This is a genomic window from Lyngbya sp. PCC 8106 (assembly GCF_000169095.1).
Taxonomy (GTDB): domain Bacteria; phylum Cyanobacteriota; class Cyanobacteriia; order Cyanobacteriales; family Microcoleaceae; genus Capilliphycus.
The window spans coordinates 69,757-84,562 of record NZ_AAVU01000016.1 but is presented as its reverse complement, the minus strand read 5'-3'; the positions used below and the strand labels follow the sequence as shown (position 1 = coordinate 84,562).

The following is a 14,806-nucleotide window of genomic DNA, read 5'->3' as shown; positions in this document are numbered from 1 at the left end:
AACATTTCTGAAAAATCGGGTTAAAAATTCGATACTCATCACACTTTGTTAAAAAAGTTAATCAATAACAGATGTGGAGTAACCTATTTCTAAACTCACAAAAACAAAACTAAGTCATCGAAATTCCGCCGAAAATCGAGACTGAAAGCTTCTAACAGCCAGTTTTATCCCTCCAACTTAAGAGTTTTAAGTCGCTGGAGTCTCGACATTATCCGATTTTCCGATGGAAGTGACTGGTTTTTATCTCAAAGTATTAATGAATATCAAATTCAAAAACGTTTGATTAATGTACAATGCTCAAATTTATTTTACCCCTGTCTTTATTTCACCTAAAAGACGGTGGCCAAAAATTAGTTTAAACTAACAATACCAAACAGACCAACTCTAAATTTGCCTAGCCTAATCACGACCTGAGAAGATCCCAGGTTTCACTTAACTTTCACAGCTATATAAAGATTGCCATATACTTTATCAAATGTCTACAATTCTCCGTCCACCTTTACAGAATCTTTAAAAAACCTCCTAAATGCTTCATCTGTCTAACAGAAGAGAGTTAAATCGAGGTAATGCTAAAATTAAAAAACTTTTCAGTCAATACTATCAGTCGTCAAGAGTGCTTTAACCCCTGATGGGTTTATACCCTCACTGGCGTTGGGTAGTTTACAACTTCTGACCTCACGACTTCTGAACTTGTGGGGTCACAATCGCGGTAAAGTTAATAAGGGTAGCGTCCTGCTAAAAGTCTTAAACCTGCTATGACTGATTCCACCCCTGCATCTACTCAACCCGAAGAATACCCCAACGCTGACTACCGACAACTCGATCCCAGCAAACTGTCGGAAATGATGCAGCGATACATCGAGGTAAAAGGACAATATCCCCATGCGTTACTCTTTTTTCGGGTGGGCGACTTCTTTGAGTGCTTTTTTCAAGATGCCGTCACTATCGCCCGTGAACTCGAACTCATCCAAACCACCAAAGCCGCCGGAAAAGAAATTGGGCGAGTTCCGATGACAGGAGTTCCCCACGAACACGTTTATCGCTACAGCAGTACCCTGTTAGAAAAAGGCTATGCGGTTGTAATTTGTGATCAAGTTGAAGATGCAGCCATCGCCGCCAAAGAAAAACGACAGGTTCGGCGAGAAGTCACCCGTGTTCTAACGCCTGGAACTCTGACTGATGATAATATGCTCAAAGGTCGCCAAAATAATTATTTAGCGGCAATTGTGATCGCAGGTCAACATTGGGGGTTAGCTTATGCTGATATTTCAACTGGAGAATTTCTCACCACTCAGTCAGAAAATTTAGAACACCTCACCCAAGAGTTAATGCGGTTACAACCGTCTGAAATTTTGTTTCCGGTGAATGTCCCTGATATCAGTAAGATGCTGAAACCAGGAGAAAATGATCAGGAATTGCCGGACTGTTTACCTCGTTGTTTTTGTTATTCATTGCGATCGCAAAAGCCCTTTTCTTTGGGTGAAGCCAAACCTCGAATTTTACAACAATTTCAACTCACATCTCTCGAAGGTATTGGCTGTGAACATCTACCCCTAAGTGTGCGGACAGTAGGTGGGTTATTAGAATATTTAGAAGATACTCAAAAAGATCATATTACCCCTCTCCAACGTCCTCGAACTTATACCCTCAGTGATTATTTAGTCCTCGATCATCAAAGTCGCCGCAACTTAGAAATCACCACAACCGTTCGAGATAATACGTTGTATGGTTCATTATTATGGGCGTTAGACAAAACTAGCACACCCATGGGAAGTCGGGCGTTACGGCGTTGGTTATTACAACCTTTACTCGATCTCAAAGGCATTCGCGCACGCCATGATACCATTCAAGAGTTTGTCAATAACCACGAACTGCGACAAGATATTCAACAGATTCTCCGACAAATCTATGACCTGGAACGGTTGACCGGACGAGTGGGAAATAGTACCGCAAATGCCAAAGATTTAGTCTCTTTAGCCGATTCTTTAGCCAAGTTACCCCAACTGGCAACTGTCGCCGAACAGGGAAAATCTCCCTATCTAAAAGCCTTACAAAATCTTCCTCAATCCTTAGAAAAAGTCGCCGAAAAAATTACTCATTCTTTAGTTGAATCTCCTCCGATTTCCGTCAAAGAAGGCGAACTAATTCGTCCAGAAGTTGATGCCAACCTCGATGAAATGCGAAGTCTGGCGGTAGAAGATCAACAATGGATTGCTAATTTAGAAGTCCAAGAACGAGAACGCACCGGAATTCCTACCTTAAAAGTTGGATTTAATAAAACCTTTGGATATTATATCAGTATTAGTCGAGGCAAAGCAGAACTCGCCCCTGATGATTATATTCGCAAACAAACATTAACCAATGAAGAACGGTATATTACACCAGAATTAAAAGAACGGGAAGTTAGAATTTTAACTGCTAAAGAAGATTTAAACCAAACCGAATATGATATCTTTGTTCGACTGCGTTCAGAAGTTGCTGAATATACCGATACTATTCGCAATGTGTCTAAAGCGGTGGCTGCAATTGATGTACTTTGTGGGTTAGCAGACGTGGCAATTCGTCAATCTTACTGTTGTCCTGAAATGATCGAAGGGCGAGAATTGAAAATTATTGATGGGCGACATCCCGTTGTAGAAAAGTTACTTCCGCCGGGATTTTTTGTGCCGAATACCGCGCAGTTAGGCAGTCGAATACCGGATAAAGAAGATGAAGAACTAACCCCTTATTCTTATCCTGATTTAATTATTTTAACCGGGCCGAATGCCAGTGGAAAAAGTTGTTATTTGCGACAAATTGGCTTAATTCAACTGATGGCACAAATGGGAAGTTTTATTCCCGCAAGTTCCGCCCAATTGAGTCTTTGCGATCGCATTTTTACCCGAGTTGGGGCAGTGGATGACTTAGCCACAGGTCAATCAACCTTTATGGTCGAGATGAATGAAACGGCAAATATTCTCAATCATGCGACTGAAAAATCCTTAGTTCTTCTCGATGAAATTGGTCGGGGAACAGCAACCTTTGACGGGCTTTCAATTGCTTGGTCGGTAGCAGAATATTTAGCAGCAGAAATCCAAGCAAAGACTATTTTTGCCACCCACTATCACGAGTTAAACGAATTAGCATCTATCCTAGAAAATGTAGCAAATTATCAAGTCACCGTCAAAGAGTTACCGGATAAAATTGTCTTTTTACATCAAGTTCAACCCGGAGGTGCAGATAAATCCTATGGGATAGAAGCCGGACGGCTAGCGGGTTTACCGGATGTTGTGATTCAACGGGCGAGACAAGTTATGCGTCAAATCGAACAACATAGTAAAATAGCAATTGGACTGAGAAAAGGCATCAAAAAACAAAAAAGTCAAACCGCCTCCATAGAACAATTAGATATCTTTGAAACCGAAGAAGAATTTTAATTTTTAAAATCGTTTACTGTCTAAGTCAACAGTTAACTGTTTTTCCCCCCAACCGAACAAAAATCAGGACAATCAATGGCTTCTTCCGATAAAGCAATTGTCGGTCGTACAGGGCATTTAAGATGATAATCTTTAGTAAAGTATGCACAGTCAGCACAAGGAATTTGGTGCATTCGTTGGGCGCGGCGCATAGTATCAAAGATCGCAGACCCCACACTCCAAACCAGCAGAACCATTAATCCCCATGCACAGACAAAACACAACGGGACGATAAAAGGCTGGATGGCGTGAATTAAAGCAATGAGTATTTTTAACACGATAGACTTCTCACCGATTGAGTATTAACAACGGGATACTTTATTTTAATCATCCTCAGACCTTAAAATTATGTGAAGATTTAAAAACGTCAAAATTCCGGTCGGAAAAGCGGGGTATTATGACATCATAGTTATATTTCTTACAAGAATCACAGGAAATCAGTTATGACACTGCGATTAGGAGATACAGTACCCAACTTTACACAAGCTTCCTCAGAAGGTGATATCAACTTTTATGAGTGGGCGGGTGATAGCTGGGTTGTTTTATTTTCTCACCCGGCGGACTATACTCCCGTTTGTACGACTGAACTCGGTACCGTCGCTAAACTCAAGCCTGAATTTGACAAACGTAATGTTAAAGTTATCGCCCTGAGTGTTGATGATGTCGAATCTCACAAAGGCTGGATTGGTGATATTAACGAAACGCAAAACACCAATATTAATTATCCGATTTTGGCGGATGCGGATCGCAAAGTGTCTGATATTTATGACATGATTCACCCCAACGCTAACGCCTCTGTTACAGTTCGTAGCGTTTTTATTGTCGATGCTAACAAAAAACTCCGTCTAACTCTCACCTATCCGCCGAGTACCGGACGCAACTTTGATGAAATTTTACGGGTGATTGATTCTTTACAATTAACCGATAACTATCAAGTCGCAACTCCCGCAGACTGGAAAGATGGAGAAGATTGCGTAATTGTTCCTTCTCTCAAAGATCCTGAAGAATTAAAACAGAAGTTTCCCAAAGGATTTACTGAAGTTAAACCCTACTTGCGGATGACTCCTCAACCGGATAAGTAGTTAAATTCGAGTAAAATAGTTGTCATTGGTGATTGAGAGATCACAAGAAATGATCAGGGTGGGTCAAACCTGTTTGTGTTGTTGAACAGCAGAAAGGGATGAAAATGCGATCCACCCGATCTGAAAAAGTCAGACAACTTAAATTTAATTCAGGATGATGGATATTAAAAATGGTTTTGTCGGAACAGTTGGTAATACTCCCCTGATTCGACTCAATAGTTTTAGTGAAGAAACTGGTTGTGAAATTTTAGGGAAAGCCGAATTTTTAAATCCGGGTGGTTCAGTTAAAGATCGGGCTGCATTTTATATTATTAAAGATGCAGAAGAAAAGGGATTACTCAAACCCGGAGGAACTGTTGTAGAAGGAACAGCCGGGAATACAGGCATTGGTTTAGCCCATATTTGTAATGCCAAAGGTTACAAATGTTTGATTATTATCCCCGAAACTCAATCCCAAGAAAAAATAGATTTATTAAGAACATTGGGGGCAGAAGTTCGTACAGTTCCGGCGGTTCCCTACCGTGATCCTAATAATTATGTTAAGCTTTCAGGCCGAACTGCATCGGAAATGGAAAATGCAATTTGGGCGAATCAATTTGATAATCTAGCAAATCGTATTGCCCATTATGAAACCACAGGCCCAGAAATTTGGGAACAAACAGACGGCAAAGTTGATGCTTGGGTCGCGGCAACCGGAACCGGAGGAACATTTGCGGGGGTTTCTTTATATTTAAAAGAAAAGAATCCCAATATTAAAACCGTTCTCGCTGACCCGATGGGAAGTGGTCTTTATAGTTATGTGAAAACGGGAGAAATTAACCCAGAAGGCAGTTCAATCACAGAAGGAATTGGTAATAGTCGCGTCACGGCTAATATGGAAGATGTACCGATAGATGATGCTATTCAAGTTGATGATATCGAAGCGGTGCGGGTCGTGTATCAACTATTAGAAAAAGATGGCTTATTTATGGGGGGTTCTGTAGGAATTAATGTGGGGGCAACTGTCGCATTAGCAAAAAAAATGGGGCCAGGTCATACTCTTGTTACGGTGTTGTGTGATAGTGGAACTCGCTATCAGTCGAAATTATTTAACCGGGAATGGTTACAGGAAAAGGGATTATTACCAACGAGTGACGTCGGATAAATGACAGGATTTGGGTTAGAATCAACTATTTTTTTTGCAAGATTTGATGGAGTCATCATTGAGTTTTAATCATCAGATTTTTGATTCAGTTACTCTGTATTGAGAGATTTACTTAAAAAATTTCTCTGAACTTGCAATCACTCTTTTGGTAGAGATTTTACAAATATTGTGAACTCAATTCTCAAAAATTTAGAACCGTTAAATTTTTAATCTCTTTCATCCGAAGGATAGCAAACCAAGCCGTTAGGATCTAAATTAGAGATGTAAAGAAATGTAACTCACAACAATTATGAAATCTTTAAATACCCAATTACCTAAAGTTTTACTCGCAACTATTGTTAGCTTAAGCGGTTTAGTAACCGTCTCTGCTGTTGGTAATCTTAATAGAGCCGTTGCGAATGAATATAGGGGCAGTAGCTCGATGAGCCAAGAAATGTCTTCTAAACAAAGCATTGTTGGCGAACTTTCGGAGAGTGCATCTTTTAATACTCTTGAGAAAGCCGTAGAAGCCGCAGGTTTAGCAGATACATTAAAAAATACGGGTGATTATACAGTATTTGCACCCACAGATGAGGCTTTTGCAGCTTTACCTCCAAGAACATTAGAAGCACTCCTACAACCTGAAAATCAAGAAACATTGCGTCGAATTCTACTCTATCACGTTGTTTTAGGTGCAGCCGACTCTAGTGAAATTAGTTCTGGATTTTTTGAAACGGCTGAAGGCAGTGGAGTGAATATTGACGTTGCTAATGGTATGGTTGTAGTTGAAGGTGCTGAAGTCATCGAAGCTGATCTTCGAGCGAGTAATGGTGTCGTTCATGCCATTGATGCAGTAATTTTACCGCCTGATATTTCTGCGGCTCAGTTACAAGAGTTAACAGCGGCAAGATAGTCTTTCTGAACCCAAACTTAACAATCAATTAAAGGGTAGTTTTAATTAGCTACCCACTTTATTATCTCTTATTTTTAGCAAGAATAGCTGTTGATTTTGAGGATTTTCAAAAGCAGCTTTTAATTTAAAACATACTTACTCAAAACAGCATAAACTTCGTTGATATTAACTGAACGATTAAACTCTTTAGCAATGGGAGTTGATTCACTTCCAACCCAAGTTTTTAACTCAGCTTAATCACTGCTTTGAGTGATGAATAATGTTGAATTATGAATTATAAGCAGAGGAATAACTGAAGGATTTCAAAAATATTTTCCTCCCCGAATTCACTTGCAATTCATAATTTATAATTCATAATTCTTCTGACTTCTATCTTATTCTCAATTAATGAATGTCGGAATTGGACTTGACAATCGGTTTGAATAAGGAAACTTTTTCGGTCGGAACAACCTGAGAAAATAAGGTTTCGTACTGTTTTAAGGCTTGCTCAAAAGAAAAGAATTCTTCAGCATATTTGCGACCTCGTTCACCTAACCTTTTCACTTGTTCTGGATCGTGATAAAGTGCTAAAATACTATCAGCAAGAGCCTCTGCATCTTCTGGAGGGACAACCACACCCGCCCCACTTTTAACAATAGCTTCTTTCGCCGTTCCAGTATCAGGAACAGAACCGACTACTGCACATCCACTCGCTAACAAAACAGGGATTTTTGAAGGCAGATTAAAAACGGTAACATGACTTTTTTGAACGACTAAACCGATATTAGCTGCCGAGAGCATTTCTGGTAGTTTTTCGCGGGGTTGAAAGGGTAACAAACAGACATTGGTTGCATCACAGGTATTGCAATATTCTTGTAAATGACCCAAAGCTCTTTCTTCTCCGACAATCACAAAGGTAATTTCAGGAATATGTTTTAATTTAGCTGCGGCTTGAATAACCGTTTCTAAACCTTGAGTTAGAGCAATATTTCCTGAATACAAAATCACAAATTTATCTTCAAGTTGATGCTCTTTTCGGAAGGGATTATTTTCTTTGGGTAGTGGTCGAATAAAATCGGTATCAACCCAATTCGGAATATAACTAATCTTTTTCGAGGGTACACCTTTTTGTTCTAAAGCTTCAATAAATCCTGTTGCAATGACACTCAATTTATCAGCTCGCCAATAAGCAAACTTTTCTAACATTTCAGCAATCGCTACTAACGGCCCTCCTTTTTTCAGCAGGTTGACGCGCACAGCCGCTTCCGAGACAATATCTTGAATATTTAACACAAACGGACAGCGGTTCACCCAAGCATAAAGAGCAACCGGAACACAAACTAATAAAGGGGGTTCTGTGGCAAAAATAACATCCGGTCGCCAACCATTAATCGCTTGAAATAAACTGGTAAAAATAAAACTTCCATCCAACAAAATTCGATCAAGCACACCCGGTTCAGGGCCACGAACAAAAATATAACTGCGTTGAATGGTGACTCCATTTCTTTCTTCAGTTAGATAAAATTTACCTTGATATTCGTCATAAATGCGGCGTTGGGGATAGTTGGGCATTCCGGTAACAACTCGGACTTCGTGACCTTGCTTGACAAGACCTTCAGCTAACTCAGTCATTAAAGGGGCGATGCCAATGGGTTCCGGATGGTAGTTATAGGAGTAGATTAAAATACGCATGGTCTTCTGCAATAGTTAAATGTAGATTGTCAGAGTTTAGCTGAGTCAAAACTCCCTTTGCCTAAAATCGTTGTGTTTCCAAATATTTCGCTTTGACTCTCCCTAGATGCTGAACCCGAATGGAGACTCAAAAAAGTGAGTGGGTGAGCCAATAGTCAGATCAGTCACCGCAATGCCCCTGAATCTGGCAGTCAGTTAATATTTGCGATCGCTACATAACATCTTACCCAGTTCCCCGGATTACTCTTTCACTTTTTAGTTTCTTTTTGGTTTGAGTGTTAAAATCATTTCTACTCTAGCAGTTTCTTGATCGAGGCGAGTTGCACTAATTCCTAAGCCCTGAACCGAGTTAATCAATGCCAAAGCATTCGGTTGAACAGCGATCGCCGGAGCCGCAATCAGATAACCAGTCGCCCAAGTCACTAGCTCCTCAACATCAAGATAAACATAGCTGTGATTAGCTTGGGGTAATAATTCCGTCACGTTCTGATAGCGAGGATTGGCCGTGATCGGGAGTTGGGGTTCACTGGTGATCGCTTCGACAACAGGCCCTCCAAAGGCAATAAACACTAAATTTGATTGCAGCCAACCATGTCCAAATAAAGTCCCTTGTTGGGGATCTTTCCATTCAGTCACTTCGACTCCAGCGATCGCACGTTGTTCAATATTCACCGGAGGATTACTCCCAGAGACAACTGTATCAAGTTGAGCGAGCATTCTTTCGGCCGCAGGGCGATCGCTCGTTTCTAGCATCAACACCCCGCCCAAGCCCAAAGGAGCCAGCACTCCTTCATCGTTGGCGATCAACCCCAAAGCAAATTCACCATCCATCCAGCCAAATACATCTTGATCCGCATCTAAATTAATCGCATTCAAGCCCCGTTTAACTTGTCTAACGACACGATTGAGATCAGAATTGTCTTCAGCTAACGTGAGAATTTCTGACCAAATTTCCTTAATCCCTTGAGTTTGAATTAATCCAATCGTATTTGCGGGAAAGCGAGTCACGATCGGATCGAGGTGAGGTTGTTGAGATTGACGAATAGCGCGATCATTGAGTAGAGTCATGGCTTTGAGACGAATTCCCAGTTGATCGACTCCAATACCGAGAACTACAGACTTAACAGGCTTGATGTGGGATAAAACCTGCATCGATAACTGAGAAGACGGGGAAACATCAGCCGTGATTTGTTGAATAAAAGTAGGATATTCTGCAATATAGAGAGTGGCAATGGGATTAGGAACATCAACACTATTGAGAAAAGCCTGGTTTGTTCCTGTTAAACTCGCTAAAGAGGCTTCACCCAGAGCCGTATCAATTGCTCGTTCAATTGCGTTCGGATCGGCAGCAACGATAATATGACTGTTGAGTACGGCAACATTGTAACGTCTGCCTTCTGACTCTGTATACTCAACAATTTCGACACCTTTATAGTCTCGTTGCTGACGTTGAAGATTGGCTTGATCATTAAACTGACGAGCAAAATGCCAAGCTTTGATCGGGTTTTTGATTCCCACAACCATCAACACATCAAAATCTTCCGGTTCTTGTCCATCTTCATTCGGTAAAAGAGCAACCATCACTCCCCCGATCCAAGACTGAAGATCCCGCTCAAAATTGAGGCTAGTATCCGCCAAGCTTTTTTGTTTAAAAGTCGTTAAATTTTGAGTGATCCAAGTTCGCGCCTCTGGCGTACCAAACTGCTTGAGGTGAGTCATTGCTTCGGGAGTAGACGAGATAAAAGTTGCCATGCGAGCATCCTGGGGTACAAGCTTGGCACTTTCGGTTACACTATAGGCTCGTACTTTAGCTGTTTTTAGATAAAGTAGACTTGTTAAAGCGCCCACACAAATGACTGTTGTAGCTCCAACCAGCAAGTTAAGTTTCTTCAGTGGCATTTTTTCAAGTTCACCGTTTTCAGTTCGCAGTCTCTATTTATCTTAAGAGTTCCCAAAATAGTCAGAAGTCGTGAGGTTAAAAGGCAAGATCTCACATCTCCCAATTTCCCACTTCCCATCTCCCCAAACCCCACATCAGTTCATTGTGTATGAGTGGGGATAAATTGACAACACAGCAGAGAGTTGTCTTGTCGCTCGGTATAATCAAAAACAAGTTGAGATTGATCGCATATCGAGTCTGAACTGAGTCACTCAGTAGTTATAAATTGATGAAAGTAGCAATTACCGGAGCAACAGGATTTGTCGGGACTCGCTTGGTTGAGCGGCTTCACAAAGAAGGACATCAGGTGTTGGTGCTAACTCGCAACCCCGAACGGGCCAAGCGTATTTTTCCCAATTCTGCCTATCCCCAGTTAGAAATTGTCGGCTATACTCCAACAGAATCAGGATCTTGGCAACAGGCGATTTCAGGGTGTCAGGGTGTGGTTAATTTAGCAGGGGCTTCTATTGCAGAGGGACGCTGGACTCCTCAACGCAAACAAGAAATTATTCATAGTCGCGCCACAGGCACCGCAAAACTCGTCGAAGCCATTGAACAGGCTGATTCTAAACCGTCGGTTTTGGTCAATTCTTCAGCAGTCGGTTATTACGGTACTAGCAATACGGCGATATTTGATGAAACCAGTCCACCTGGGGATGATTTTCTCGCTCAAGTCTGTCAAGCTTGGGAATCTGCCGCCCAAAAGGTAAAAGAAAGCGGGACTCGTCTGGTGATTGTTCGTACTGGAATTGTCTTAGGAATGGGAGGGGCTTTGGCAAAAATGCTAACGCCGTTTAAACTGTTTGCGGGTGGGCCTTTGGGTTCAGGGAAACAGTGGTTTTCTTGGATTCATCGAGATGATTTAGTGAGTTTAATCATCTTTGCGCTGACGCATCCAGAAGTTGAAGGAGTGGTTAACGGTACCGCGCCTAACCCCGTTCGGATGGAACAATTGTGTAATACCTTGGGAGAAGTTTTACACCGCCCTTCTTGGCTCCCTGTCCCCGATTTTGCTCTAGAAACCCTGTTGGGAGATTCGGCGAAGTTGGTTCTCGAAGGTCAGCAAGTCATCCCCAAACGCACGGTATCCTACAATTTTGACTATCAATATCCTACTGTTAAGCCTGCCCTAGAAGATATTGTCTGATAATCTTATGACTTCCTCTGACTCTGTTGAATCTTGGGATTTTGATCGCGCTCGTCGCAGTCTCCGACAGGCGATGATTCGGTATTCTCACAAACGACGCCAACGACAAAACCCCCCAGAATTACAAGCCACTCTCAAAACCCAGTTGGATATTCTCGCGGAGAGTTTAGATAAACTGGATCAGGGTTTGATCCGAATTGCGGTTTTTGGTTTGGTGAGTCGGGGAAAGTCAGCGGTATTGAATGCCCTGTTGGGAGAACATATTTTGCAAACGGGGCCTTTAAATGGAGTCACGCAATGGCCTCGTTCGGTACGTTGGACGGTTCCTTCTCGCTATGATCACCAACAAGACAGTATTCCGGTGGAGTTGATTGATACGCCGGGACTCGATGAGGTGGGGGGTCAGGTTCGAGGTGAAATGGCCCGTGAGGTGACTCGTCAGGCGGATTTGATTTTGTTTGTGGTGTCGGGTGATTTGACTCGCACGGAGTACGAAGGGCTGTGTGAGTTGCGAAGATCAACAAAACCTTTAATTGTTGTTTTTAATAAGGTTGACCTCTACACTGATACCGAACAACAGGCGATTTACTTCAATTTACAACGGTTAACGACTCCTGATGCACTGAATTTTGATTTTGACGATCTAAACTGGGATGCACCAACCGAACCCTTGAAAGTTGGAGAAACTGCGAAAACTGACTCCTCTCTGTTGGAAGTGGTGCGAGTTGCAGCAGAACCTGCTACAGTTCAAGTTCGGGTTGAATGGCCTGATGGTCGGGTGACTTCAGAATGGGAGTCTCCACCGCCTCAAATCGACGAGTTGAAAAGTGCGATTGTTAATATTCTTCATCTTGAAGGACGCTCTCTTTTGGCGTTGAATGCGTTGGTACAAGCGCGAGAGGCGGAAAAACAAATTGCTCATCAAACGATTAAACTTCAGCAAACGGAAGCTGAGGCGTTAATTTGGCAGTTTACTAAGTATAAAGCGATCGCGATCGCAATTAATCCGATTGCTATTATTGATGTGTTGGCGACAACAATTAGTGATTTGATTTTGATTCGTTCTCTGGCTCGTTTGTATGGTTTACCGATTACCAATTATGAGGCGAGTCAGCTTTTACGAACGATTTTGTTGAGTGCGGGTGGGATGATTCTCGCTGAGTGGGGAAGTGGGGCAATATTAGGATTAGGTAAAAGTGCCGCCGGATTAGCAACTGATATTTCGACTTATGCGGGTGTTGCTTTGACTCAAGCTTCTATCTCGGCTTATGGAACATATACAGTGGGTCGGGCGGCTCAGGTTTATCTTGAACAAGGCTGTACTTGGGGAGAATCGGGGATTGATACGGTGATTCAAGAGATTATTCATCAAGTGGATCGTGATACAATTGTTTATCGATTGCGACAAGAATTTACAAAACCTTAAACTTATTTATATTTTAAACACAAGAAGGGAAAGTGATTGCTCCCGAATCACTGATTAAATGATCTTAGAAAAGGTAGGAAAATTAACCCGGATTTGATATGATAGAGTTGTGATCACAGCCCAGAATGAGAAGACCAGCACTATCCCTAATTTCAGATAGGCTGATGTATTGAGGAGACAAGGGATTCATCATATTGACTTCACGATTTAACGAGCTTTACTCTCAAACTGAAAACCATTTCAACTTAACAGGTCAATCACGAGAGTCACTTGTTTGTACTCTAATTTCCTCTATATTGTATCATCAATAATGGAAAAGTTGTTGATTTTACAATTCTACTCCACTCAAGTTTGTTAGAGTTGATTGCAATTGAAGCCCAACTGGGTTAATTGTATTTGTATATTAAGTAATCAGGGTCGCATTTTTGATCACAAATTATCTCATCTAGGATCTAAATTCTGATTAGAAATAAAATCAAACTCTATTGATAGTCAATAGAGTCATTGTTCTCACTAATGTTATTTTCAAACCAGAGTAATCAAACCATGCTCAAGAATGTGCCGAACCCTGAAAAAAAACATGAACCCCAAATTGACAACGCTCAATTTAACGACCAACGCGCTCCTAGTATTTTACTTCATCTCGACAAAGGAGCCGCGATTGCTTTAGTCCGAAATCTCATTCTTTTCCTTTGCGATTCTCTGTTAATTTCCCTCGGATGGTTAAGCTCTAAATGGATTGTTATTAACACAAAACATTTTCAAAGTGTTGAGTCTTTTGACCTCATCGGAAGTTCACCAGAACAACCGGGTTTTTTATTCCCGATTTTAGCGATTACCATTGGTATTATCGCCGCAGCAGGTCTTTATAGTCGCCGTGATAGTCGTCGTCGTTTTTTGCGTTTAGTAAGCTGTTTAACCTTGGCACAAGTGATCTTAATTGTGCTAGCTTTTCTCTATAGACCCGGTATATTTTTGTCTCGCTCTCTGTTTATACTAGCCTGGATTTTTACCATTGTTTTTGTCTTGTTTGGTCGTTTTTTATTAGAGTTAGCTGTCATTACCGTTCGCAGCAAAGGAATATTAACGCGCAATATTTTTCTGATTGGAACGCCTCGGGATACTTTAGCCGCGAAAATATCACTCAAACTAATTAGTAATCGAGAATTTCAAGTTGTAGGTCAAATAGATTTATCGACGATTGAAGGACAAAAAAATTGGCTAAAAATTCTAGAAGATATTCAACAACAAGATGTAGGAGAAGTATTTGTTTGTTCTTGGCAATCTATTCCGAATCCAATGTCCTTTTATTGGAGTTTAAAAACCGCAGGAATTAACTTACGAGTATTACCAGTTGGTTTAGAACTTCCTTATCAATCCCCTCAAATTGAAATGATTGGTCGAATGCCAACCATTCGGTTTTCAACACCTGCAATTATGGGAACTGATTTTTGGTTAAAACGAGGATTTGATTTAACAGTTGCGGTATTGCTTTTATTATTTGCTAGTCCTGTTTTGCTATTAATTGCAGTTTTAATTAAATTAGACTCACCAGGGCCGATTTTCTACAAACAAACTCGTTTGGGTTTGCGAGGGCGGCATTTTAAGGTGTGGAAATTTAGAACAATGGTGATTAACGCTGACCAACTGATGAAAGAACTAGAAGCAAACAACGAAATCAAAGGTGGTGTTCTCTTTAAAATGAAAGATGACCCTCGGATTACAAAAGTTGGGAAGGTTTTGCGTAAATATAGTTTAGATGAACTGCCGCAATTAATTAATGTTCTCAGGGGTCAAATGAGTTTGGTTGGGCCGCGTCCTCTGCCTTTACGAGATGTTGAGGGATTCGCGCCTCATCACTTTGCACGACAAAATGTTTTACCGGGAATTACGGGTTTGTGGCAGGTTTCTGGACGTTCAGATATTATTGATTTCGAGAATGCTTTTCGTCTGGATGTGATGTATATTAATAACTGGTCACTGTTGCTTGATTTTCAGATTTTATGGAAAACGGTTCATGTTGTTTTGAATCGCAAAGGAGCTTATTAAC

10 protein-coding genes are annotated in these 14,806 nt (G+C 41.2%); 7 read left to right on the top strand and 3 right to left on the bottom strand.

Annotated features, from left to right (window positions below; genetic code table 11):
• The first annotated feature begins 755 nt into the window (after positions 1-755).
• A complete protein-coding gene (mutS, locus tag L8106_RS12735) occupies positions 756-3,416 on the top strand; it encodes a DNA mismatch repair protein MutS (protein WP_009784719.1) in 2,661 nt (886 codons plus the stop codon).
• A gap of 32 nt (positions 3,417-3,448) precedes the next feature.
• Here mutS and L8106_RS12730 read toward each other — a convergent pair whose 3' ends face one another.
• Positions 3,449-3,733: a hypothetical protein gene (locus L8106_RS12730; protein ID WP_009784718.1), complete on the bottom strand. Its 285-nt coding sequence runs from the start codon at positions 3,731-3,733 to the stop codon at positions 3,449-3,451.
• Between the two features lie 165 nt (positions 3,734-3,898).
• On the opposite strand from L8106_RS12730, the gene L8106_RS12725 reads away from it, so the two are divergent.
• The 3 genes from L8106_RS12725 (at position 3,899) to L8106_RS12715 (ending at position 6,573) form a co-directional block, all read left to right on the top strand.
• The gene (locus L8106_RS12725) at positions 3,899-4,537 is read left to right on the top strand and encodes a peroxiredoxin (RefSeq protein WP_009784717.1); all 639 of its coding nucleotides are present in this window, start codon (positions 3,899-3,901) and stop codon (positions 4,535-4,537) included.
• Positions 4,538-4,694: 157 nt separating this feature from the next.
• Positions 4,695-5,681: a cysteine synthase A gene (locus L8106_RS12720; protein WP_009784716.1), complete on the top strand. Its 987-nt coding sequence runs from the start codon at positions 4,695-4,697 to the stop codon at positions 5,679-5,681.
• A gap of 289 nt (positions 5,682-5,970) precedes the next feature.
• Complete coding sequence (locus L8106_RS12715) at positions 5,971-6,573, top strand: fasciclin domain-containing protein (RefSeq protein ID WP_009784715.1); 603 nt, start codon at positions 5,971-5,973, stop codon at positions 6,571-6,573.
• 384 nt (positions 6,574-6,957) lie between these two features.
• Here L8106_RS12715 and L8106_RS12710 read toward each other — a convergent pair whose 3' ends face one another.
• A complete protein-coding gene (locus tag L8106_RS12710) occupies positions 6,958-8,244 on the bottom strand; it encodes a WcaI family glycosyltransferase (protein WP_009784714.1) in 1,287 nt (428 codons plus the stop codon).
• A gap of 255 nt (positions 8,245-8,499) precedes the next feature.
• A complete protein-coding gene (locus L8106_RS12705; RefSeq protein WP_009784713.1) occupies positions 8,500-10,143 on the bottom strand; it encodes a DUF3352 domain-containing protein in 1,644 nt (547 codons plus the stop codon).
• A 269-nt stretch (positions 10,144-10,412) separates the two neighbouring features.
• Here L8106_RS12705 and L8106_RS12700 point away from each other — a divergent pair, with 269 nt between their 5' ends.
• The 3 genes from L8106_RS12700 to L8106_RS12690 all read left to right on the top strand — a co-directional run bounded on the left by L8106_RS12700 (position 10,413) and on the right by L8106_RS12690 (position 14,805).
• Positions 10,413-11,330 (top strand): TIGR01777 family oxidoreductase, encoded by a 918-nt coding sequence (locus tag L8106_RS12700; RefSeq protein WP_009784712.1) that lies wholly within the window; start codon positions 10,413-10,415, stop codon positions 11,328-11,330.
• 7 nt (positions 11,331-11,337) lie between these two features.
• Positions 11,338-12,756, top strand: coding sequence for a GTP-binding protein (locus tag L8106_RS12695; protein ID WP_009784711.1), 1,419 nt, complete (start codon positions 11,338-11,340; stop codon positions 12,754-12,756).
• Between the two features lie 546 nt (positions 12,757-13,302).
• Positions 13,303-14,805 carry a sugar transferase gene (locus L8106_RS12690; protein ID WP_156803659.1) on the top strand — a complete coding sequence of 501 codons (1,503 nt, stop codon included), beginning with the start codon at positions 13,303-13,305 and terminating at the stop codon, positions 14,803-14,805.
• Position 14,806 lies beyond the last annotated feature (1 nt).

What these genes read in the sequence shown, in the direction of transcription:
- mutS (WP_009784719.1), top strand. Translation starts at nt 756, where the DNA reads ATGACTGATTCCACCCCTGCATCTACTCAACCCGAAGAATACCCCAAC.
- L8106_RS12705 (WP_009784713.1), bottom strand. Translation starts at nt 10,143, where the DNA reads ATGCCACTGAAGAAACTTAACTTGCTGGTTGGAGCTACAACAGTCATT.
- L8106_RS12690 (WP_156803659.1), top strand. Translation starts at nt 13,303, where the DNA reads ATGCTCAAGAATGTGCCGAACCCTGAAAAAAAACATGAACCCCAAATT.
- L8106_RS12710 (WP_009784714.1), bottom strand. Translation starts at nt 8,244, where the DNA reads ATGCGTATTTTAATCTACTCCTATAACTACCATCCGGAACCCATTGGC.
- L8106_RS12700 (WP_009784712.1), top strand. Translation starts at nt 10,413, where the DNA reads ATGAAAGTAGCAATTACCGGAGCAACAGGATTTGTCGGGACTCGCTTG.
- L8106_RS12695 (WP_009784711.1), top strand. Translation starts at nt 11,338, where the DNA reads ATGACTTCCTCTGACTCTGTTGAATCTTGGGATTTTGATCGCGCTCGT.
- L8106_RS12715 (WP_009784715.1), top strand. Translation starts at nt 5,971, where the DNA reads ATGAAATCTTTAAATACCCAATTACCTAAAGTTTTACTCGCAACTATT.
- L8106_RS12725 (WP_009784717.1), top strand. Translation starts at nt 3,899, where the DNA reads ATGACACTGCGATTAGGAGATACAGTACCCAACTTTACACAAGCTTCC.
- L8106_RS12720 (WP_009784716.1), top strand. Translation starts at nt 4,695, where the DNA reads ATGGATATTAAAAATGGTTTTGTCGGAACAGTTGGTAATACTCCCCTG.